The sequence below is a fragment of the Methylobacterium sp. J-118 genome, assembly GCF_057836565.1.
This window is the reverse complement of record NZ_JBYQFA010000004.1, coordinates 17,470-38,154: the sequence shown is the minus strand read 5'-3', so window position 1 is coordinate 38,154 and position 20,685 is coordinate 17,470. Positions and strand designations below refer to the sequence as shown.

27 protein-coding genes are annotated in these 20,685 nt (G+C 65.0%); 13 read left to right on the top strand and 14 right to left on the bottom strand.

Features of this window, described 5'->3' with window-relative positions; all coding sequences use genetic code 11:
* Window positions 1-80: 80 nt before the first annotated feature.
* The gene (locus AC3IF3_RS29680) at window positions 81-527 is read right to left on the bottom strand and encodes a hypothetical protein (protein ID WP_489231605.1); all 447 of its coding nucleotides are present in this window, start codon (window positions 525-527) and stop codon (window positions 81-83) included.
* Window positions 528-537: 10 nt separating this feature from the next.
* Window positions 538-900 (bottom strand): hypothetical protein, encoded by a 363-nt coding sequence (locus AC3IF3_RS29675; protein WP_489231603.1) that lies wholly within the window; start codon window positions 898-900, stop codon window positions 538-540.
* Between the two features lie 87 nt (window positions 901-987).
* Here AC3IF3_RS29675 and AC3IF3_RS29670 point away from each other — a divergent pair, with 87 nt between their 5' ends.
* Entirely contained in the window at window positions 988-1,248 is a 261-nt protein-coding gene (locus tag AC3IF3_RS29670) for a hypothetical protein (RefSeq protein ID WP_489231602.1), read from the top strand.
* Window positions 1,249-1,280: 32 nt separating this feature from the next.
* Window positions 1,281-1,583, top strand: coding sequence for a hypothetical protein (locus AC3IF3_RS29665; RefSeq protein ID WP_489231601.1), 303 nt, complete (start codon window positions 1,281-1,283; stop codon window positions 1,581-1,583).
* 28 nt (window positions 1,584-1,611) lie between these two features.
* On the opposite strand, the gene AC3IF3_RS29660 is transcribed toward AC3IF3_RS29665, so the two are convergent.
* The 7 genes from AC3IF3_RS29660 to AC3IF3_RS29630 are packed head-to-tail and all read right to left on the bottom strand — an operon-like array spanning window position 1,612 to window position 7,166.
* The gene (locus tag AC3IF3_RS29660; RefSeq protein WP_489231600.1) at window positions 1,612-1,863 is read right to left on the bottom strand and encodes a hypothetical protein; all 252 of its coding nucleotides are present in this window, start codon (window positions 1,861-1,863) and stop codon (window positions 1,612-1,614) included.
* Window positions 1,860-2,228: a hypothetical protein gene (locus AC3IF3_RS29655; protein ID WP_489231599.1), complete on the bottom strand. Its 369-nt coding sequence runs from the start codon at window positions 2,226-2,228 to the stop codon at window positions 1,860-1,862. The genes AC3IF3_RS29660 and AC3IF3_RS29655 overlap by 4 nt, the downstream gene beginning before the upstream one ends.
* A complete protein-coding gene (locus AC3IF3_RS29650) occupies window positions 2,225-2,527 on the bottom strand; it encodes a hypothetical protein (RefSeq protein ID WP_489231598.1) in 303 nt (100 codons plus the stop codon). The genes AC3IF3_RS29655 and AC3IF3_RS29650 overlap by 4 nt, the downstream gene beginning before the upstream one ends.
* 10 nt (window positions 2,528-2,537) lie before the next feature.
* Window positions 2,538-6,221: a DNA-primase RepB domain-containing protein gene (locus AC3IF3_RS29645; RefSeq protein WP_489231597.1), complete on the bottom strand. Its 3,684-nt coding sequence runs from the start codon at window positions 6,219-6,221 to the stop codon at window positions 2,538-2,540.
* Window positions 6,218-6,673: a hypothetical protein gene (locus AC3IF3_RS29640; RefSeq protein ID WP_489231595.1), complete on the bottom strand. Its 456-nt coding sequence runs from the start codon at window positions 6,671-6,673 to the stop codon at window positions 6,218-6,220. The genes AC3IF3_RS29645 and AC3IF3_RS29640 overlap by 4 nt, the downstream gene beginning before the upstream one ends.
* Complete coding sequence (locus tag AC3IF3_RS29635; RefSeq protein ID WP_489231593.1) at window positions 6,670-6,942, bottom strand: hypothetical protein; 273 nt, start codon at window positions 6,940-6,942, stop codon at window positions 6,670-6,672. Before AC3IF3_RS29635 ends, AC3IF3_RS29640 begins: the two co-directional genes overlap by 4 nt.
* Window positions 6,939-7,166 carry a hypothetical protein gene (locus AC3IF3_RS29630; protein WP_489231592.1) on the bottom strand — a complete coding sequence of 76 codons (228 nt, stop codon included), beginning with the start codon at window positions 7,164-7,166 and terminating at the stop codon, window positions 6,939-6,941. Before AC3IF3_RS29630 ends, AC3IF3_RS29635 begins: the two co-directional genes overlap by 4 nt.
* Before the next feature lie 782 nt (window positions 7,167-7,948).
* Between AC3IF3_RS29630 and AC3IF3_RS29625 the strand changes: the two genes are divergently transcribed.
* From AC3IF3_RS29625 to AC3IF3_RS29590, 8 genes are read left to right on the top strand one after another with little or no spacing between them, the layout of a single operon-like run.
* Complete coding sequence (locus AC3IF3_RS29625; RefSeq protein ID WP_489231590.1) at window positions 7,949-8,254, top strand: phage baseplate plug family protein; 306 nt, start codon at window positions 7,949-7,951, stop codon at window positions 8,252-8,254.
* A complete protein-coding gene (locus AC3IF3_RS29620; RefSeq protein ID WP_489231589.1) occupies window positions 8,254-9,165 on the top strand; it encodes a hypothetical protein in 912 nt (303 codons plus the stop codon). Before AC3IF3_RS29625 ends, AC3IF3_RS29620 begins: the two co-directional genes overlap by 1 nt.
* Window positions 9,166-9,176: 11 nt before the next feature.
* Complete coding sequence (locus AC3IF3_RS29615; RefSeq protein ID WP_489231587.1) at window positions 9,177-9,674, top strand: hypothetical protein; 498 nt, start codon at window positions 9,177-9,179, stop codon at window positions 9,672-9,674.
* Window positions 9,659-9,814 (top strand): hypothetical protein, encoded by a 156-nt coding sequence (locus AC3IF3_RS29610; RefSeq protein WP_489231586.1) that lies wholly within the window; start codon window positions 9,659-9,661, stop codon window positions 9,812-9,814. Before AC3IF3_RS29615 ends, AC3IF3_RS29610 begins: the two co-directional genes overlap by 16 nt.
* Before the next feature lies 1 nt (window position 9,815).
* Window positions 9,816-10,520 (top strand): hypothetical protein, encoded by a 705-nt coding sequence (locus tag AC3IF3_RS29605; RefSeq protein WP_489231584.1) that lies wholly within the window; start codon window positions 9,816-9,818, stop codon window positions 10,518-10,520.
* Between the two features lie 3 nt (window positions 10,521-10,523).
* Entirely contained in the window at window positions 10,524-10,922 is a 399-nt protein-coding gene (locus AC3IF3_RS29600; RefSeq protein ID WP_489231582.1) for a contractile injection system sheath initiator, read from the top strand.
* A 2-nt stretch (window positions 10,923-10,924) separates the two neighbouring features.
* A complete protein-coding gene (locus AC3IF3_RS29595) occupies window positions 10,925-11,785 on the top strand; it encodes a baseplate hub protein (RefSeq protein ID WP_489231580.1) in 861 nt (286 codons plus the stop codon).
* A gap of 32 nt (window positions 11,786-11,817) precedes the next feature.
* Window positions 11,818-14,442 (top strand): phage tail tip lysozyme, encoded by a 2,625-nt coding sequence (locus AC3IF3_RS29590; RefSeq protein WP_489231578.1) that lies wholly within the window; start codon window positions 11,818-11,820, stop codon window positions 14,440-14,442.
* Window positions 14,443-14,800: 358 nt separating this feature from the next.
* On the opposite strand, the gene AC3IF3_RS29585 is transcribed toward AC3IF3_RS29590, so the two are convergent.
* The 4 genes from AC3IF3_RS29585 to AC3IF3_RS29570 form a co-directional block, all read right to left on the bottom strand.
* Window positions 14,801-15,406: a hypothetical protein gene (locus AC3IF3_RS29585; protein WP_489231577.1), complete on the bottom strand. Its 606-nt coding sequence runs from the start codon at window positions 15,404-15,406 to the stop codon at window positions 14,801-14,803.
* Window positions 15,407-15,436: 30 nt separating this feature from the next.
* Window positions 15,437-15,853, bottom strand: coding sequence for a helix-turn-helix domain-containing protein (locus AC3IF3_RS29580; RefSeq protein ID WP_489231576.1), 417 nt, complete (start codon window positions 15,851-15,853; stop codon window positions 15,437-15,439).
* 69 nt (window positions 15,854-15,922) lie between these two features.
* A complete protein-coding gene (locus AC3IF3_RS29575) occupies window positions 15,923-16,300 on the bottom strand; it encodes a type II toxin-antitoxin system RelE/ParE family toxin (protein ID WP_489231574.1) in 378 nt (125 codons plus the stop codon).
* Window positions 16,301-16,357: 57 nt separating this feature from the next.
* Window positions 16,358-16,630: a hypothetical protein gene (locus AC3IF3_RS29570; RefSeq protein WP_489231573.1), complete on the bottom strand. Its 273-nt coding sequence runs from the start codon at window positions 16,628-16,630 to the stop codon at window positions 16,358-16,360.
* Between the two features lie 307 nt (window positions 16,631-16,937).
* On the opposite strand from AC3IF3_RS29570, the gene AC3IF3_RS29565 reads away from it, so the two are divergent.
* The 3 genes from AC3IF3_RS29565 to AC3IF3_RS29555 all read left to right on the top strand — a co-directional run bounded on the left by AC3IF3_RS29565 (window position 16,938) and on the right by AC3IF3_RS29555 (window position 19,884).
* Window positions 16,938-17,765, top strand: coding sequence for a helix-turn-helix domain-containing protein (locus AC3IF3_RS29565; RefSeq protein WP_489231572.1), 828 nt, complete (start codon window positions 16,938-16,940; stop codon window positions 17,763-17,765).
* A gap of 74 nt (window positions 17,766-17,839) precedes the next feature.
* A complete protein-coding gene (locus AC3IF3_RS29560) occupies window positions 17,840-18,742 on the top strand; it encodes an energy transducer TonB family protein (RefSeq protein ID WP_489231570.1) in 903 nt (300 codons plus the stop codon).
* A gap of 365 nt (window positions 18,743-19,107) precedes the next feature.
* Window positions 19,108-19,884, top strand: coding sequence for a DUF2971 domain-containing protein (locus tag AC3IF3_RS29555; protein ID WP_489231569.1), 777 nt, complete (start codon window positions 19,108-19,110; stop codon window positions 19,882-19,884).
* Between the two features lie 538 nt (window positions 19,885-20,422).
* Here the strand turns inward: AC3IF3_RS29555 and AC3IF3_RS29550 are convergent.
* Entirely contained in the window at window positions 20,423-20,680 is a 258-nt protein-coding gene (locus AC3IF3_RS29550) for a hypothetical protein (protein WP_489231568.1), read from the bottom strand.
* Between the last annotated feature and the right edge of the window lie 5 nt (window positions 20,681-20,685).

The following is a 20,685-nucleotide window of genomic DNA, read 5'->3' as shown; positions in this document are numbered from 1 at the left end:
TCGCACCGGAGAGGACAGCGGCAGCCCCACCAGATCGTGAAACACTCGGTGCATCCGCCCATGTAGCGCATCGCTCGTCCTCACTTCACCCGGTAGTCGATGCCGGCAAGCTCGATGCCTTGGTCTACGAGCTGCTTGTCGAAGCCCTTCCGCGCGACGGTGGCCGGTTTCAGGGGTGGCCCCGAGTAGTCGGTGATGGCCTGTTGCAGGTCGCCCTTGATGATCTCACCCATGAGCGCGAGCGCCTTATCCGTGTCGTAGCCGTTGGCCTTGAGCAGCACCGCGAACTTGTCCCGCCACTCCGTCGACTTGGCCGCGATGGTGTTCCGGATCGCGGGGCGCGGCGGTTGACCGTGGGCTGGGTTGCCGAATTCGTTGATGAGGGCCACGAGGGCGACCGGCGTTCCATCGGGGTAGGTCGCCCCGTCGAGCCAGCCGACCTCGACGGTGGAGGCGCGGCGCAGGTTGGCCTCGATCTCCTTCAGCCGCGCTTCGAGCTTGTCGCCTCCCGTGACCGTGACTGTCATGGCCTCGCTCCTACTGCATCCACCGGAGGCACCCGGCAGTCTCGCACTGCCCGTGAAGGTGGCCGTTGTGGCTATCCCGCGCCCAGGCCAGCCGGCCCTTGCACGTCGGGCACTCGACGGCGCCGCTCTCGGCCGGGTCCGTGGCGATCGTCGCCATGATGCGGTGCAAGGGATCGGTCTCGGCCGGCGGGGCGATGAACGCCGTGTGCAAACCAGCCGCGAGACCGTAGAGCGCTGCGACGGCGGCCTGCTGGCGGACCTCTCGGGCGTTGTTCCGGGTCTCCATCGTCACGGCCGCGGTGAGCGCCATCTGGGGGGCCGTCTCAATGCCGGCATTGATGGCGGCGCGCTCGCGGCTAATAAAGCCGCCCATTAAAATGGTTCGAACCCCATCATCCGATAGAGTACTCAGCTCGTTGATAGCCAACAAGGGTCCGCACCTTTAGAACGAGCGGCATCCATGATCCATCAAACAGAAATTCCCGGCAATTTCTGGGCTGAGCTTGAGCATAACGTTTCGTCGAAAGTTGGCGAAGCTCTTAACACAGATGAAGTTCCGCACGAGTTGCTGATTTCGTATCTGCGCGATTTGGAGGTCATGGCGCGGACGGCATGCCATAGCCGACAGACCGTCCAGATCATCGCCTCCGGGCGTAGCCTTCTCGGAGACCGGACGGAAGTTGGACGAAAGGATTGTGCGTTCTCATACGCGCATCTGTGATCGAAATGGATCTCGGGACAGTAGGCTATGTCATGACCGAACAGGCGTTCGCGGTCTTGATAGCCGCGGCCTTCACCTTCGGGTGTGCAGCGATCCACGAATGGCGCGAGCACGCGCGGCACCTCACGCCGATCCTCGCCAGCATTACGATCGGCTTGGCTCTTATGGCCGGTATGATCGCGTTGGCCCAGAATGGGGCCATCAGTCCAGCCGACGCCTCGAAGCTTACCCCCATGGGCCGCGCCCAAGTGTCCTCGTGGCATTCGGAAACGAGAATGGCTGCGGCCCAGAAGCCGAGCATGGCCGAGATCCAGCAGGCGCTTCGCGGGCAGTAGTGCAGCCCGTGCGTCGCGGACAGCGCACTCACGCAGGATCTCCGTTACTCTCCAACAAGCCGGACAATGCGGCGGCCAGGATGGCAGCGCGGGCCTTGGTCCGGCGGGGGTCCGCGGCCGTGATCTCGCGCCGGATGGCGTCGAGGGTTGCGGGACCGCCGGCCGCGTGCGCCTCGCGGAGCTTGCGGATGAGGGCGCTCCGGAAGGCGAGGGCAGCCGGTGCGTCGGCGCCTCGCTGCTCGATGCTCTCCACGAGGGCGAGGATGCCGGTGGTCGTCATGTCGACGGCCCTCCGATCCCGTGCCACACCATCTCCAGCACGATCGCGCGCCAACCGGCATGGCTCGGATCCATCTCGGCGATCTCGACGGCGAGAGCCGGAAGGTCCGCCTCGGGGTCCGCGGCGTGCAGGGCGCGACCGATCCGGCGCAGCTCGGCCCGACAGGCGGTACCGATCGGATCCGAGATAAGTCCGCGCAGGTCCAGAGCTTCGCGGGTCGGGATCGTGGTCGGGTCGCGCCAGACGAAGGGTGTAGCCTGGATCGGCCGGGCTGGCTCGGCGGCAGCGCGTTCGCGAGCGCCTTTCACGATGACCTGCAACAGGGCGTCGGCGGCGGCTTCAATGGGGGTGGCGGGCTGGCTCACGGCATGGCCTCCAGCTCGCGCTCGAATGCTTCCATCTCCTCGTCGCTGAACGCGACGGCCGAGCACCAAGCGAAGTGGATGTGGAGCGGCATCCCGAATTTCGGAATTTTGTACGTGCCGAGGGCGTCGCGACGGGTCTCGCCGCCCTGGTCAATGATCAGCCCGGCGTCGAGCAGGTTGCGGAGCGTCTTCGGGGAGCACCGGGGCGGCTCGCCGCAACCGATGCGGTCGAGAGCGCGGCGCTCGGCCGACGTGCGGCCGGGGTGGGGCATGCGGTCGGGGTCGGACTTGCGGGGCATGGTGGGTCCTTCAGGCGAAAGCTGCAGCAGGGGAGAAAGGCGCTTCTTCGCACGCCTCGACGTCGACGGGCCGTCCGACCAGTTCGAGCCAGCGCCCGAGCGTACCGACTAGGGCGGCCGACTTCGCGGCCTGGTTGGTGACGACGACAGGCGCGGGCGGCAGGAAGGGCGCGGGCGGCGCTGCGGCCGCGGGCGGCGCAGGCGCGGCCTCCTCGGTCGCCTGGATCTCGAACCCTGCCAGCGCCCCAAGACGGGTTTCGAGCCAGGCCCGCAGGTCCAGCACGGCCGCGGGGTCATAAGCGCCGTTGCGCCACTTCTGGGCGCGGCCGGCGCGCTGATAGCGGAAGGGCGTCGACACCTTGTCCAGCTTCATCCCGCCGCTCCGGGCGCGCCAGTCGCGGGCGGCCGCGGCCGTGGTCCAACGAGCAGGCCAGGCAGCGGCCATGTCTGCGGGACTGTCGAGCGCGATGCCCTCACCGGGCGGGGTCACGGGCCGCCCGTCGACCGTCAGCCACTCAAGGGGGCCGATGTGATCCGTGAGCCAGCGCCAGAGATCCGCGGGGCGGTTCGGCAGCAGGTAGCCGGATGCCGGCTCAGAGCGGCCCTGCCGCTTGTACGCGAACACTGTCGCGACAGCGGGGGTAAGTCCTATAAGGGTATCCCTTATAGAGATTACCCCCATCGTCGCGACAGTGTTCTCACGGGCCGCGTCTCGGGTTGGGGCCAGATCCGGGAATGCCGCCATGATGTCGGTCTCGCTCTCCAGGATCACGCTGGCCGGCGCCATATTGGCCCACCCTCCCGGCAGGGCGTCCTTCCAGGCCACGGCCTGATCGACGCTGACCGGCAGGGGGACGTCGGTGATGATGTCGACGAAAGCCGGCGTCTCGGCGGTTCGACGTAGAGGGCGGATCCGCCCGACGGCTTGGATCAACTGAGCCTCCGTGACCTGGGCCCGTAGCGCCTCCGCTACCGGGTCAGGATGCCGCTCGGCCTCGACGCGAATGCCGGAGCCGTCGGTGAGGCGCACTCCGGCCTCAACCTTTGGGTACCAGCAGCGTCCGTTGTCGTCGGGCTTGATCCGCTCCGGCACGCAGCCTGAGACGACGCCGGCCATGGCCTCGGCGACCGGCGGGCCGGGCTGAAGCCGCCCGATGGTGATGAGGCCCCGCGCGGTTTTCCAGCGATCGATGCCGGCGATGCCGCCATAGTGACCCGTCTCGACGTTCGGTGGCAGGCCGATGCCTTTCAGGATCTCGACGAGGCGTTTGGGGGCGATGACAGCTACGATGCCGGGCCACGCCAACGCGGCGCGTAGGCGGATGAGGCGCAGGAGGTGGTGGACGACGCGCTTCGCCTCTTCCGGCTGCTGCCCCTCGATGATCCCGAGCTTCGAGGCGGTGGTCGGGCTGCCGAGGATCTGGCGGGCCGTGACGTGCTCGCTCCAGCGAGCGGTGATGTCGGCACGGATCTCGACGCGCTGACCGATCACGGGCTCTAGCAGGGGGGCCTTCGGCAGCGTCGCGTCGATCGCCAGCACGGGCGCCGACCACGACGACACCACGGCGTCGAGTGAACGGCGCTCCAGCACGCGCGCCTCGATCTCGCTGTCGTACCGCAGCGACAGGCGTCCGGATGCCTCCGCATTCCCGGCGAGGAAGTCGCGCAGCTCGGCCCAGATGCCGGCCAGCAGCCGGATCTCGGCGTTGTGCGGGCCAAAGACGGCGACGCTCGCTTTGCGGGCCTTCGGCGGCATGCCTGGCAGCATGTCGGGTTCCCGCTTTCGGTCCCACTCCATCTTGTAGCCGCTGGCGGCCAGCGCCCGGGTGACGCCATGACGCTCCAGGATCACGCGCTGAACTGGTCCCTCCTCGGGGTGCGCGCGGAGGGCGCGAAGCAGCGTACCGCGGGCGCTGGTGAGGTCGTTGGCGAAGTTGGTGAAGGCCTTGAACCCGCCGGGTAGCTCGACGGATGCGCGCTCGATGGCGTCCAGCGTCATCCGCGCTGGCTTGTCCGGCAGGGCGCCGAGCACCACGCCCTCGTCGATTACGATGGCATGGGGGTCGGGTATGAAGCTCGGTTTCTGGTGTCCGAGCAGGCTGTGCGGGACGAGCCAGACGGCGGCGTCAGCGTTACGCTGCCGCTCCATTCCGCAGCGGTCGATGAAGGCGCACCGGTACTCCAGGCCGTCGATCTTTTTCTTGCACACGGCGGTGGCCACCGTAGCGCCGGCGTCCCGGGCATCCTGTGCCGCCTGGGGGTCGAGGCACATCTTGAGCCCCGGCGCGTCGGGGTCCTCCGCGTCGTACCCACGGTAGATCCTCGCCTCGACGCCCTCGCCTGCGAACCGCTCGGCAAGTTCCGTGAGCAGCGAATGGTTCGGGGCGGCGTAGACGGTCACGATGCCGGCCCGAGAGGCCTCGGCCGCCTCGTGGATAGCGAGGGCTGTTTTGCCGATGCCGGGCTCGATCCGGGCGGCCAGAGCTACGGGTGCGGGCTTTGCTGGTTCAACGGGTTCGCTGCCCGCATCTTTCGGGTTGCTCCGACTTTCTTCCTTCCAAGTGTCGTGCTCCCCCTTCCAGAGGGCGTGAGCGCGTTCCCAGGCTTTCATCTCGACGCGCCAGGCTGGGACGTGCCGCCCAAAGAAGTCGGTGACAACGTTGCGGGCCTGCGCCTCGGCCTCCTCGAGCGGGGCGCGCCGATCCGGGTATGTCGGCTCGGCCGGCTCCTGGGCGGCGCCGTCGACCTTCGCCTGGATGAAGTCCCAGGCGCGTTCGACCTCGCGGTGCAGCCGGTCGCGGGGGGCGAGGAACTTGCCGCCGCAGCCCTCTGGGTAGCGTCGGATCAGCGCCTCGAAATCGTCGGGCGACAGGCCGTCGGCATAGGCCGCCTTGGCGGCCGCGAAGAACTGGGGCCAGCGCTTCGGGACGTCGGTCTCGGCCGCCAGGGCCTCGGCCGCGGGGCTGGTGCGCCCGGTGGAACCTGTCTCGCCCTCGAACGAGGCGTTGGGGCGCGCCTTGGCCTTGGCCTTCGGTTTCGGGGCCGGGAACGCGGCCTCCATCTCGTCCGCCGTCCAGAGCGGGCCATCGAGGCTGATGATCCCGGTCTGCGCGGCGACGCGGCCGCGGGCGACCTTCGTCTTGCTCGGATAGTTCACCGTCCCCGGGACCCGGAACGGCTGGGTCACGACGCCGGTATCCGAGTCGCCGCCGGTCTTGGCCTTGATCCCCGCACCGATGCGCGCGGCACGATCCGCCGGGACGGCCTGGGCCAGCAGGAACCACCGATGCGTGTTCCCCGGGGAGGACTCGATCACCAGCGACGGGGTCGCGTCGATGCGACTGCCCTTTCCCTTGTCGGCGTCGTCGTCGGCCACGAGGCCGAACGCGGCGATTGTGTCCGCGAGCGACCCGCGACCCTTCTCGCCCCTCGCGCGCCGCCGGACCGTCCGCGCCTCGATGTAGACGTTGTGCCCGCCGTTCGATTGACGCGCGGCCTCGTCGACCATGTACTCGGTCTCGCCGACCTCGAACTGGAATGCGAGGGCATTGCCGCCGGCCGGATGGACGATGACGAGCTGAAGCGCGCCTGGGTCGCGCATCCCGGCGGTGGCGGTCGCGGCGTGGGCGTGGATGCGCTCCACGAAGGTGCGCACCACTGCCCGGTCGGCGACGAGGGGAGCCTGCGCGTTCACGCAGTGCTGCCCTGGTCGAAGGTCGCGCCGAGCCGCCGCGCGGCGTCGTGGGCCAATGACACGGCCTCTGCGAGCGAGGCGGCCGCGCCGACAGAGCCGACGGAGTCGCCGGAGGCCGACCAATGGTCGATGCGCCAGCGCTCATCGGCACGCTTATCCAGCCAGATCGAGATTTCGCCTCGGCGGCGCCGGCTCGGCACCGATTGATCCAGCATGACCGCGAGCGGCCCACCGAGCACCGAGACCGGGATGTCCCGGTGCCGGGCGGAGTAGGCGCGCGCGTCCCGGAGCGCGTGCTCCTTGGCCGGCGTGCGCTCAAGAGCGACGTAGCGGCCGCAGGGCAAGAGCAACCAGGCAATCCACATGTCCGCGGTCGGGCATACGATTACTTCGATGGCGACCGGCGTGCGCTGGGTGGACATGGGCGAGGGGAAGGCGACGACGTTGCTCATGCCGCCACCTCGTGCTGATCGCGCAGCTCGAACTGCCGGCACCAGTCCTCAGAGCCGACGACAGGCCACATGGCGGTCTCGGATCCGATCGCGTCTGGATTGGTGGTCGGTGGGTTCGCCCGGCACTGTCCGGTTGGCTTGCGGCCGATGACGCGAAAGCCGCCGGGGCCGTCCTGACCGACGGTGACGTGATCCCAATGAGACCAAGCCGTGCAGTTCGCGCACGCGAGCGCCTTGGCGGCGGGCATGAGGATGCGTGGGTGCGTCATCGGCCGCCCCCGTCCTGCTGGGCGGGCCGGAGCGCCTGGGCGGTCGAGGCGGCCGACGCGAGGGCCTTGGCGGCGCAATTCAGGCTGTAAACCGCGCCGCGGACGTCTCGGATCAGGGCGAACTCGACAGCGTTCCGGGCATAGGCCTCGGCGAGGCTGGCGGCCTCAGCCATCGCGTCGAACGTGAGGCAGGCTGCCGGGGAGATGGTGACGGGCGCCGTCATATCCGGCGCTCCGCAACGGCGTAGGCGTGCGCGGCGATGACGCTCGCGAGAGCCTGGCTGCGAACCCGGTCGAGAACGGCGCGAGTGCGCAGGTCCTCGACGGGCGGCATATCAGGAAGGGATGTCGGGACGGATTGCGGACGCTGCCGCCGAACGCTATGTGATGTGGGCACAGTTCAAACTTTCAATCGGCCCCGGCGAGCGACCCTCGTGCGGGGCCGTTTTTTCGTCTGGGGCTGGTGAAGCGCCGGCCGGTTCGGCGCGGATGGATCCGGCCAGCGGGTTGCCCCGCTGAAGCGGGTTAGGCGGCGGCTGAAGCCGCGGCTTTACGCGACCCGTTTCGGGGCACGCGCGGCATTTCACTCTGGCGGTGTTCGTAGGCCCACCGCACGAGATCCCAGACAAAGTATCGGACTGCCCAGGACTCGCCTTCCGGCCGAATGAATACGGGGCCCGTGCCGGCGCAGCGGCGTGAACGGAGACGCGCTTCTGGCTCGCGAAGAAACCGCGCCGCCTCGGTCTCGCTCAAGATCAGGTTCTCGGGCGCCTTGACGCCAGGCGGAAGACTAAGGGCCGGAACTTCGGCTGGAAGGATCTCAATTTCCGACGACATCGGGGACCTCGCTCGGGAGAGTGAGGAGAACCTACGACACGTCCTTCATAGAGAAACGCCCGGTTTCTCTATGCGGCATAGAGAAACCGCTGGTTTGCCTATGTTCTGGTCGTTGTAGCTTGTTTCTGTCGGCGCTTCGTCCTTGAGGCGCTCTGTAAGGATGCTACTCTTGCAGACCATCCCGCTTCAGGCCGTCCCGAGCCAGATCGTAAAGGCGCAGCTCGGCAACCAGCCGTGCCGGATCGCCGTCAAGCAGACGGGCTTCGGCCTCTTCGCCGATCTCTACGTCAACGAAGTGCTGTTGGTGGCGGGCGTCCCTTGCCTCGACCGCAACCGCCTCGTGCGCTCGGCCTATCTCGGCTTCCTGGGCGATCTCATGTTTCAGGACACGCAGGGCACCGACGACCCGACCTATGACGGTCTCGGGTCCCGGTTCCAACTCGTCTACCTCGACGCGACCGAGGTGGTGGACTGATGCCCGAACTGGTCGCCGTCCCGAACCTGCCAGGTGTCCCCGCCGTCGCCTTCGCCCCGGGCTACGATGTCCGCCCGACACTCCTGACAGCCGACGATCCCGTTGCCTTGGCCGCGTTCGTCAACGGCTCGCAGCAATGGGGGCTGTTCCGCAATGGTCAGAGCGTCATTCAGGCGGACGGTATCGCGGCCTTCGACCATCGGCGCGAGTGGACGGTCTGCGATTATCCCGTGGAGCAGGGCGCCTTTGCATCCTTCAACAAGGTCAACGTCCCGTTCGATGTTCGACTCGTCTTCATGGCGGGCGGGAGCTTGGCGAACCGGACAAGCCTGCTCAACTCGGTCGCCGCCATCGCGAGCGACCTGAACTTCTATGACGCGGTGATGCCGGAGAAGGTCTGGCGGAACCTCAACGTCACCCACTACGACTTCTCCCGCACCTCACAGCGCGGCGTCGGCCTGCTGATGGTCGCCCTCTGGTGCCGAGAGATCCGGCAGGCTTCGGCGTCCGCACCCGGGGCGGCTGGCACAGGCGGGTCCGCCACGTCCGGCGCCGATCCGAGTGCGACCGGCGGCGTCGGCGATACCGCAGCCCCGTCAGGCGCCACCCCCGTCGATGGCGGCACGGTGCAGGCGACGGACGCGACGGCTGCGCAGATCGCCTCTGTCGGCACGCAGGATTTCTCCGGGGGCTACAACGTCAGCGGGTTCGACGTGAACGCTACCGCGACCGCCGACGTGGGTGAGCTGACGGCCTACGACCCCGTGACGGGCCAGCAGATCCCCGAGGCTACGGTTCCCGGCTCCTCGGCCGCCCCCGTCACGTCCTCCACGATTAGCGGCCTGATGCCCGCCGGCCCCGACACCTTCACCTCGTTCAGCGTCGGGTCCGTGCCCGGCATCTCATCCTAGAGGAAAGCAGCATGGCCCGCAGAACGAAGTACATCACCCTTTCCGAGGTCGATGACGACAACCGGGACAAGGGAAAGACCTTTCTCCTGACCGAGCTGAGCGCCGAGGATGCCGAGGATTGGGGTCTAAGGGCGCTGCTGGCTCTGAGTTCTGCCGGCGCCGAGGTGCCTGACGACTTCGAGGATGCCGGGATGGCGGGACTGGCCGCCATGGGCGTCGATGCCTTACGCGGCCTCAAGTACGAGGTCGTGCAGCCTCTATGGCGGCAGATGTTCACGTGTGTTCAGGCCTGTCCAAACCCGCAGCAACTATCCCTGGCTCGCGGTCTCGTGTCCGAAGACATTGAGGAGATCTCCACGCGCCTGATGCTGCGGAAGGAGATCGTAGAGCTGCACATAAATTTTTCGCGGCTCGCAAGCCTCTCAAAATCAGCCCGTCAGTCGATGCCGGGCAACCCCGCGGCTGGCGGCCCTACGCCAACTGGTCCCGACCCATGGGCACTGTCCTGAGCAGCGGGAAGGCCACGCTGCACGAGTTGCAGACGATCTACGGCGTGAAGGATCTCCACGGAATGCTGGAAATCATCGTGATCGACGCGAACAACGCGCGGGTCATGCAGGAGCAGCAGGCTCGACAGCAGGGCAGGTAGCATGAGCGCAGGGGCATCAACGGGCGGTGACGGCCAGAACGTCGGGCAACTCCCCCTCACGGGGCAGAACTCGCCGCTGAACCGGCATGCCTTCCTGCATCGCCAGATCCAGGGCGAGCAGCGCACGCACTTCGTCGCCGAGATCATCGCGGTCCATAACCGCAATTCTCTGACGCAGCCCTGCACGGTCGATATCCAACCCGTGCTGTCGGACGTGGATGGCCTCGGGCAGGCTCAGAAGCCGGCGACCATCTATGGCGTTCCGGTCCCCCGCAATCAGTCGGGAGACAGCGTCGTGGTCAACGACCCGAGTGTGGGCGACCGGGCGCACTTCTCGGTGTTCGATCGAGACCACTCGTCATCCCAGGCGAGCGATTGGCAGGCGGGCAACCCGGGGTCGTTTCGCCGGTCGACCATGTCGGATGCGGTCTTTCATGCGGTGCTGCCCCGGCAGGCCCAGGCCGTGAAGCAGTTCATCCGGTTCGATGACGCTAGCGGCGGCGGCGGCCTGACGATCCAGGACCGCAACGGCAACACTCTGGTCGCCAACAAGACGGACGGCTGGAACCTGAACGGTGTGAAGATCGACACCAAGGGCAACATCACGTCGCCCGGCAACGTCACGGCCGGCAAGGGCACGGCCGACCAGATCGACCTTCAGGGCCACGCGCACGGCAACAGCGGCCCACCTACGGCAGGGACGTAGCCCATGAAGACGCTTCTGCTCGACCAGGAAACCTGGGATTTGTGCATCGACAGCAGTGGAAACCTTGCCGTCGCCTCTGAGCCCTACGCGCAAGCTCAGGACGCCGCGTCGAGCATGCGAACCTTCGCGGGTGAGGTCTACTACGATCAGGCGCGGGGTATCCCGTATTTCGATCAGGTGCTCGGGCACGCCCCTTCTCTCCTGTTGCTGCGCGCGGAACTCGAAGACGCGGCCTTGCTGGTGCCGGGCGTCGTGGAGGCCCGCACCTTCTTCACCTCGTTCAAGGATCGCCAGCTCACCGGACAGGTGCAGATCCGAAACACGGCCGGGCAGGTCTCCGTGACCGGCATCCTCGGCAGCGCATACGGCGACAGCGGCCCGTCTACGGGCTCGGGGTCCTAGCCGTGTCGTTCACCCGCAAATGCATCGACGTGGAACTGACGCTGAAGTCGAACACCTTCTCGGGCGGCGGCAACAGCGTCTATCTCACGGGGTTGCGGGTCTCGGCGCACATCACGCAGCCGGGCGCGCCAGATTTCGGCCAGCTTCAGGCGGCGATCTACGGGCTATCTCTGAGCAAGATGAACGCCCTCACGACGCTGGGCCGGCAGTACAGCTTGCGGGACGCGAACACGGTCAAGCTCTATGCCTACGAGGAGGAGCAGCCGCCGTCCCTCGTCTTCGCGGGCACGATCCTCGACGGCTATCCTGATATGCAGGGGGCCCCACAAGTCGCGTTCCGCGTGGCTGCGCATGCCGGCATGGCGGGAGCCGTGGCGAAGGTCGCACCGACTACGATGCAGGGGCCGGTCAAGGCCGACGCGGTGCTCAAGCAGATCTGCCAGAAGGGTGGCTGGCAGTTCGAGAACAACGGCGTGGATGCGCTGCTGCGCAACCCCTACCTCCCGGGCGGCGCCTACCGGCAGGCTGTCGCGGTGATGCACGCGAGCCGATGCCTGATGACGGTGGACCGGGACACGCTGGCTGTGTGGAAGCCGGGTGGCTCGCGGCAGGGCTCGGTCCCCCTGATCTCTCCCGGCACGGGGATGATCGGCTATCCGCGCTACCGTCAGGCGGCCGTCGAGGTGGAGACCGCGTACCTCCCGACCGTCCAGATGGGTGGCCGGATCCAGGTCCAGTCCGAACTCACCCCCGCGTGCGGCCTTTGGGCGATCACCTACGTCGAGCATGAGCTTGAGTCCGAGCTGCCGGGCGGGAAGTGGCAGACCACCATCCAGACGGGGGCCGCCGATGTGCAGCAGTGATGGGCGCCGTTCGGTCGCCGGGGAGGCCTGACATGGGCGTTGCAATCACGGACGCCATCGCGGTCACGCTCGGGCTGGACGCGCGGCAATACTACGAAGAGATGGTCCGCGTCGGGAAGCAGCGCGCCCGCGTCGTCGCCTCGAACAAGCAAGATTTCGAGAGGATGAAGCGCGAGACGATCAAAGAGCTAAAGGAAATCGAGAAGGAGCAGGCCAAGCACGCCAAGGCCGTTGAGGCCGCGCACGACAAGATCACCAATTCGTTCGGCTCGGTCATCCGCAGCGCGTTGAAGCTCTACGCGATCTTCACGGCCGGCAAGGCGGTCGGTGACTTCGTGCGGGACATCACGCAGGCGGACGCTGCCCTCGGCAGGCTGGCGAAGTCGCTCGATACGACCCCCGAGGCCCTGTCGTCGCTCGGCAAGGCGGTGGAGCGCAGCGGCGGTTCGGCGGATGCCGCAGTCGGCTCGTTCGAGAAGCTGGCCAACGCCTACAACGAGGTGAAGCTGACGGGCAGGTCGGCGACCTTTGACATGCTCTCCCGGCTCGCGGGCGCGTCCGGCAAGGCCATCCGGTTCGGCAAGGACACACAGCAGACCATCCTGGATGCGGCGGACGCCGCCAAGGCCCTGAGCGACCGGCAGGGCGTATCCTACACGTCGACCCTGCTGCGGGAAGCCGGGCTGGACCCCGGGACGATCGCCCTGATGGTCCAGGGCAGCGCGAAGGTGAAGGAGGCCTTCGAAAAGGTTCAGCGCCTCGGCGGCGTGGTCACGAAGCGGGACACGGACGCGGCGCAGCGCTTCTCGACCGCTCTGACCGACGTGACCACGATCTCGACGGGGCTCGGCCGGACGATCTGGACCCAGCTCTCGCCGGCCATCTCGGAGGTCATCGAGAAGTTCGTCAAGTGGTACGAGGTCAACGGCGAGTGGCTGCGCTCCGAGATCTCGGAGAAGGTCAAGCTCCTCGCGGACTACCTACGGTCCATCGACTGGAGCGCGATCGGGACGGCGATCAAGGATTTTGCAGTCGGGTGCAACGAGGCGGCCAAGGCGGTCGGCGGCTGGAAGGTCGTGTTCGAAGCCCTGTTGGGTGTGTGGCTGTTCTCGAAGCTGTTCGCCCTGCTGCGGGTTCTCGGCCTGATCCGACTGGCTATGGGGGCATCGAACGGGGCGGGCGGCATCGGGCGGCTGCTGGCCTTCCTGGCGACGCCTGCGGGCGCTGCCGCGGCTGCCATCGTCGGCACCTCCGTAGCGACGGACGCGGCCGTGCCGAACGCGGAGAAGCCCGGCGTCATCACCCGGTCGGACGATGAGAACACGGGGGCTGCGAGTGCGGCCGGTCTCGGCGGCGTGCTGCGGCGGGGGTATCATGCTGCGCGGCGCGGGATCGGGCGCTTGCTCGGAAGCGAGGATGGCATCCACCGCCGCGCTGAGATTGGCGCGCAGCGGAAGCTGTCGGGGAACGCCGGTATTGGCGGATGGTGGACGGCTGAGCGACAGCAGCACGCCATCAGCACGTTGGTAAAAGGCGGAGTATCCGAACTAGGGGCGCGCGCGCTTGTAGCTCGATGGTCGGCTGTAGAGGCTCCTGGAGGGCCGACCTCCGTCAACCCAAAAAGCGGCGCGTTCGGCATAGGTCAATGGCTGACTGCGGATCGTCGTATCCCCATTCAGGGGCACACCGATTTTGATGAACAATTGCAGTATGCATTGACAGAACTGAATGGGAAGGAAGGAAAATCTCTCAAGCAGCTAAACGCAGCAACTAATCCTTATGAAGCCGCAATCGGCGCTTCGATGTATGAGCGCGCAGAGGGTTGGAACCCTAGCGCAGGCACGGATGACTTCACGGCTCGGACTGCCGCGGCCATGAGTAAGCTCGTCGGCGCTACGAAGGCGCCTTCGAGCGGGTCAGGCACAGGCAACACAACCGCAGGCACCGCGGCCACGAGTAATCCTGACGGCTCGCCCCTCCCGACCGATGGGACCGGCGTCAACGGCGATCTGATGCGGGTCTACCAGCGTGCGCAGCAGCTCAGCGCCGTCAAGTTTCATATCCACGAGGGCCTACGATCCATCGAGCGTCAGAAAGAGATGGTTGACCGCAAGTGGTCGCACACCATGAACTCGAAGCACTTGACCGGCCGGGCTATTGATGTTCGGGCCAATGGAGACCCGGCGGTGGGGGATCTAGACGCGAAGAAGTATACCGAGATCAACCGGGCGATGAAGCAGGCGTCGGATGAACTCGGCGTCCCGGTCCAGTGGGGCGGCGATAGCTTCGGCAGCTTCAAGGACACGCCGCATTTTCAGTTGCCGGACAGCTTCAAAAGCGGGGCCGCTCCGTATGCTGGGGATGGGAGGCAACCCATCGTGGTCGCGCCGCAGGCCGCGAAGACCGGGGCGCTCGACGCCGTGAAAGTCGGGGCCCAGGCAGCCTCTGCCAACTCAAGCCTCGCACAGGCGCTGCTCACTTCCAATTCGGTCGTCAACCATGGTGCGCAGGACAACAGCACCCGCACCGAAACGCAGTACAACGGCGACTTCCATTTTCACGGCGTGCAGGATCCCAAGTCGATGATGGCCGAACTGAAGCGTGAGTCGGTCGGCAATCGGTCGTTCACGGCCGCGGCTGACTACGGGACGGCCTAATTTGCGGTTAGGTCGGTAGTGAAGCGAGAGCCGACAGTGCAGTGGTGCCACACGAAATCAGCACGTCCCTGGTCGTCGCGACCATAGCACCAACCGACTTGGTTTAGACGCGAGTTTAGGCGGGTGCGGCGCTCGCATTCGCTATCTACTGAAGGCGATCCGCGGCAGCCTTCATCCGCCGTCAGGTAGGCTGCAATGAGCTGTTTGACGGTAGGAGGTTGCGGGGCGGCTGACGCAGGAAGTGCGTAGGCGATCAGTACGGCGGCGAGGGCGTAGCGCATCCCGGCAAGATGGGCGCAGGAAGCGCGGCTGTCGAGATGGGCTGTCGTGCTTCACGAGGGCTAACCTCGCTTTGCTGTCAGAGACCTTCCGGCTCGTTGATCGGAGTTGGCCGCCGCTGAGCTTGCAAGGGCTCGTTTTTCCTCCATGCGACATGGAGTGACCCGCGCATTATCGGATTACCGCTGCAGAACTCGTTCCATGTTGATTGCGCGTCGCGTTGTGGCCAAAGATAATTTATAAAGTGCAGATGGCTTCCCTGCGTCCAATGATTATTCCGTTCCGAATAGTCCCTCTGATCAAAATATATCAGGTGCCAGTTCGATAGATCTGGCGTATAGAACAAATGTCCATTCAGCAGACGGCGTTCGTTGAACATGGACATAGTCTTATTCATTGCCTTCTGCGCCGCAGGCGAGGCCTTGCCCGGTTTGCTGTCCCTCATTGCCGCAAAATCTTTTTCACCCCATTCCAGATGTTCTGGCGTGAAATTGCGATGGTGCCGTTGATGAAGCCACGGAAGCACGCCCGAGAGAGCCGCCAAAATAATGTTAGCCGGTTCCTCTCGGGCGATCACCGTTCGTTGAGCGAGTTTTTTGAGATCGCTTTTCCTCGTACAGCACATCAACCCCAGCAGCGTTGGTGGGATGTCGTCGCCGACCGCATCTTTTTGGTGCCCGATCATCGTTCTCTGAGGACTGCTTCGGGCTCTACGTCAGGCCACCTTCAGGGACATGCGCCCACGTCGTTCAGCCTTTGATGGTCGCAAAGTGATCTCCACGTCATCGCCGAGCGCACGCGTGAACTCGAACATCCGCTCCAGCGAGAAGCCGAGCACGCGCCCGCGCAGCAGGTTGGACACATCCGGTTGCTTCACGCCGAGCACCTGAGCGAACTCGGTCTGATTGAGCCCCCGGCGGTCCATCTCGGCGCGCAGACGCATCACGAGGCGCGCCTTGATCGCCTCGTCCCCCGCCTCGGGCAGGCCGAGGTCGGCAAAGACGTTCCCGCTGCCGGCCTCGAACTCGACCGGCTCTTGGGCAACCATATTGATCACATCGGCGACCACGGTGGCACGGGCACCCTTGGCAGCACGGCGGGGCTTGGCGGGCAGAACGAGCGTGTCGGACATCGGGGATCATCTCTCATGGTTGCTAGGGTATGGCCCGCGATTATCAGGCGCGGGCCTCTATCGCCGGGGTCAGCCGGCGTCCCGGGTCTTCGTTCTGCGCTTGTGATCCTCCCTGGCGGCAGCGAGCCGCGTCCTGATCCGATCCAGATCAACCGTCGCGGTCTTCCGGCCGGTGGTCGACTTCTTCTGAAAGGCGTCCAGCACGTAGAGGAAGCCAGCGAGCCTCACCGTGTAGACGGCCCGGAACGTGTCCCCGTCGAAATCCGTCACGACCTCGACGACCTCGATGCCTTTCAGCGGCTTGGCATGCGGGTGCTTGCCGCCGCACTCGGCCTCAAAGATCGCCTGGCCGAACTCGCGCCGGACCTCCGCGGGCATCGCCTGGATGTCTCGCCGCGCGGAGGCGACGAAGATGACCTGGCGCGATGGCTCGGGCTGATCGGGCATGGCGCATTCCTATAGCCAAACGACTATAAGACATGCCGAGCGAGCCGGCAAGCGATATCAGCGGGTCGGCTCGCAGCCCTCGCGGTCGTCCTCATCGAATACATGCTCGGCAACGATGTACGGAGGCCCCTCAAAGTAGCCCTGCGCCTCAGCCTCGACGCCCGGCACGATGGTGGTGCTGATAGGCTTCCCCGGCTCGCACCTGGCTAGGTCCATCTCGTCCACTCGGATCGCGACCACGGTGCGTGTGCCGACATCGGTGCAGCGCCAGCGGCGCGTGCCTTCGGCGGTCATGAACTCGCAGCCGATCCGGAATTCCGACAGGTCCATGTGCCGCCTCCAGAAGGCCTGCCGTTGACTTGCGCGTGCCGCCCGGCCGACATGGGCGGTCACGGCCAGGCTCGCTCAGGCGAGTCGCGCCGCCATTCAGGAGACCATCGCCGCGAGATAGACCCTGAAAAGCCAACAGCCCCTTCCCGGCAAGGAAGAGGCTGCTGAAAATCCTGGGGCTGGTGGGCCCGACGTGACTGTCTCCCACAAGCCACGATCTCCCCTCGGGAGTCAAGACGGAACCCGCTTCCGTCAACGGGAAGGCTTTGCCTGGACCCTAGCCGCGGCCCGTGAGGGACCGGGTTCGATGAACTATGCCGATGAGATCCGCCGACAGGCGGAGGCGGCCCCGCGCGCCGCGCTGGCGACCGTGACGGCTGCGCTCTGGCGCGCCTACAGCGACGGGCAGGTCACGGAAGCCGAGGCCGAGGCGCTGTCCGGGCTGATCGAGGCGCGGACACTGTCCAAAAATGGACCGCGATCCGGACAGAACCCGAACGGGTCGGCAACTGTCACACCCCGGATGGGGGATGCGGCTGAGAACGCGTCAGATCGCGTAGGAAGCCCCAGGAGGCCCGGCGTCGGTTCCCGGCCACGCACGGATGCCTCAATGGAGCGCCGCCGCCGCTGGGCCGCCTCGGGGCGGCTGCCACCGGGGCTCGCGGCACGGTTCACATTGGCCGAGCAGGCCGTCCTCGCCCTAGTGGCGGCCGAGGTGGCCCGGCGTGGCGACTGCCGGTTGGCGATCGATAACCTGGCGGCCGTGGCTGGCGCATCCCGCTCGACCGTGAAGAACGCGATCCGCGAGGCCGTGCGGCTCAGCCTGCTTACCGTCGAGGAGCGGCAGGTCACCGGCTGGCGCAACGACACCAACGTGGTCCGCATCGTCAGCCGGGAATGGACGGCCTGGCTGCGGCTGGCACGGACGCGCGACCCGCTAGCCAGATCTGGATCATCCCCGTCCGTTACGTCTGCCCGAGGGGGAGGGGTCAAAAGCGTGACCGCCACGCATACTCAGGTTCTAGATCTGGAAGAATCGAGGAAAGCGGAAGCGAAGAAAGGCTGCCGACGAGCGGCGGGCGACCCCGACCGATCAGACCGTGCGAGAATCCGCGCGGGTGGTGGCTTGGGCTAAGCCACGCTGACTTCGAAGGCGGCAGCAGAAGGCCGAGCTATGATACGAGTGAGCCCGATCCCGCGAGGTGTCCGATGTGTCTGAGGCTTGTGCTGGCGGTTCTCGCAATCGGAGTGGCGCATCAAGCGTTGGCCGAGGATGGCACCCCAAGCCCACTGCGACAGTGGGCGGGCGCGATCAGCGCAGCCATCCACGGGCGGATGAACCCGCAGGCCGTCTTAGGCACCCGTGGTGGCACGGCCGTGATTCGATTTACCGTGCTTCAGTCAGGTGAGGTGAGAGACGTGAGCCTCGCCCGTTCGAGCGGCGTCGATCAGGTCGATACCGCCGCGCTGGCGGCGGTGCGGGACAACCTGCCGGCTGCACCTGCCGGGGTGACGCAGCAAAGCCTGTCGGTCTCGATGCCGCTCAACTATCGACTGCGGCAGGCCGCCGCCGACCCAACTGCCGATCCCGCATGCAAATGGTCCAAGAGCATGCGCTTTGACCAATCGATCAAATGCCCGAACGACGACGCGCCTCCGATTTACATCAAGAACCGGATCTCGACTTACGGCTATCCAGCAGTCGATATTGATCCGAAGACCGGACAGCCTGTACGCGACGCCGGATCAAGGCCGCCAGAGTACGTTGCGCGTGGGGCAGTTGAACGAGATGGCGAACGGGGTGACGGACCTCCGCCCGATACGCTTGCGGGTCCACCTATCCCAGATCACGATGTAGACGGCATCTGCGGAAAGTTAGACTACAGTCAATCGCGCGCTTACTGCGTTAGAGGCGAGCAAAGTAGCTATAATCTTTTGAAATCGCTGTGGCTAAGGGCCTCAAATCGGGCTAAAACGACAAGTATAAGATATGCTTCTGCTATCATGGACAAACCTCCTTACTACGAGTCGCTTTTGACTTATCTCCAATCTGAGATGAAAAGAGACGAAACCGAGACGGATCGTGTTTCGCCCCCTCGGTTTCAGCGGTAGCAAGAATGAGCGATGTCGTGGCCCCTCTCCTCCTAGCGCTTGCAACCGAGAACGCCGAGCTGCGCGAGCAACTGGCCTCCGCTTAGGACATGCTCATGGAAACCGCGATCGACGCCGGCAACATGCATGCTCTTGTGGAGGCCATGCGGACTGAGCGAGACGCTTGGTGGGAGGAGGCCGAGCGGTTGAGTGCACAGCATCGCCTAAATGGAGGAGGCGGCCGAGTTATGCGGTGAGGGTCTGCGACCGGATAATATGACGAAGGCTTGAGAGCCGTCGCTCAGCCTTGCCTAATGCCAATTCGATGCCCAGGGTTATCGGAGCGGTTTCACATATGTTGCTATCAGCCGACGAAAGGCGGATCCGTGCCACGTGAACCTCATTACTGTTTTGAAGCCCCCGAAGATCCGCGCTCGCTGCTGTGGCGCTACATGAACTTAGGGAAGTTACTATCAATTGTTCAAAGAGGCGCATTGTATTTCAGGCGCCTCGATGGTTTCGAAGATCAGTATGAAGGTGTATTTACAAAGCCGATGCATGATAACATCGATCTAATTACACTAAAGTCAATGATCCATTTACCGAAGGAAGAAATTGAGAGAGATTTTAGCGATCTTAGGGCTGTGCTATTACAGCAACTATTAGATGCGAAAGAGAGCAGAAAAAGCTTTTACGTTAACTGCTGGCACCTCAACGAAGAAGAGTCCAGTGCAATGTGGAAACTATATACGGCACAATCAGAATCGATTGCGATTTGCACAACATTTGATAAGCTATTAAATGGACTTCCTGACGAAATATTCGTTGGAAAAGTTAAATACATTGATTATAGGAAAGATTATATCGGTTTGGACAACATCTTGTGGCAGTCGATCAATAAAAGAAAGTCATTCCAGCACGAGAACGAAGTGCGCGCTGTATTGTATGCGTGGCCTAATACTTTTACAAAGTACGACTGGATTGAGCGGGCGGATGAAAAAGGACTTTATATTAAGTGTAATATCAATAGTGCTATAGAAAGGGTGTATGTAAGTCCTTCATCTGGTCCAGAATTTAGAAGAGTTGTCGTAGACGTGTTGCGGAAATATGGCATCAACGCCCCTGTTGTGCAGTCTGAGGTCGACGCCCCTCCTGCCTATTGAAGCGATTGTCTCAGTTCTCGGCGAATAACTCCCCTGGGGGCGATCGGTCTTGGCGCGGCCAAGCCGGCACAGTCGTGATGAGCTTACATGCACCATCAGTGCGTGTGGTGGGATACCCCTGCTCTTACCGTAGCCGCTGCCGTACTGATGCCGTCATCTACCTCTCGCTGCCGTGGCCTACCGTGAGCTTGCCGGCATGAAGGGTACGCACTTGGCGCGTACCCCTAAGAGAAACTTAGCCCGTGGCGGCTATGTGGCTATCCCTGCTGGAGCCTCCGGCTCTTGGCCAGCCTATCACGCAACTGGCACGCTTCCGGCGGCTCCAGATCCGCGAGCAAGGCGGTGATCCGATCGCTACAAGCGAGCCATCGCGTTGCAGCCCTCTGCCATTTGGCAAGGTCACGGTCCGTCCCGATCTGAGCCATGCGGCGTGCTGCGGCCCGCCTCCGTAGGCCATGCCAGTGGAAGGCCGCGAGCAGGATGGCCAACCGGATCCCCTCCCTGAGGGTTGGCGTCTGTCTCGGCAGCCTCGTTGGCATCACTCGGCCTCAAGGTCGCGGTCCGTGCCCCGAAGCCAGACCACCTGCGAACCGTGATGGTTCTCGGGCGCCCCGAGGCTGGGTTCCGCTTCTCCCCCGTCCTCACGGTCAGGATCCCCGTCGCCCTCATCTAGGATGGCGACGATGCGGTCCACGATGTCGAGGGCGAGTTCGGCTAAGCGCTCGAACTCCTCCCGCGGGATCGGCTTGGCGGCGGGCAGGCTCGGGCGGCCCGGGAACATCACGACTTTGCTCATGGCTT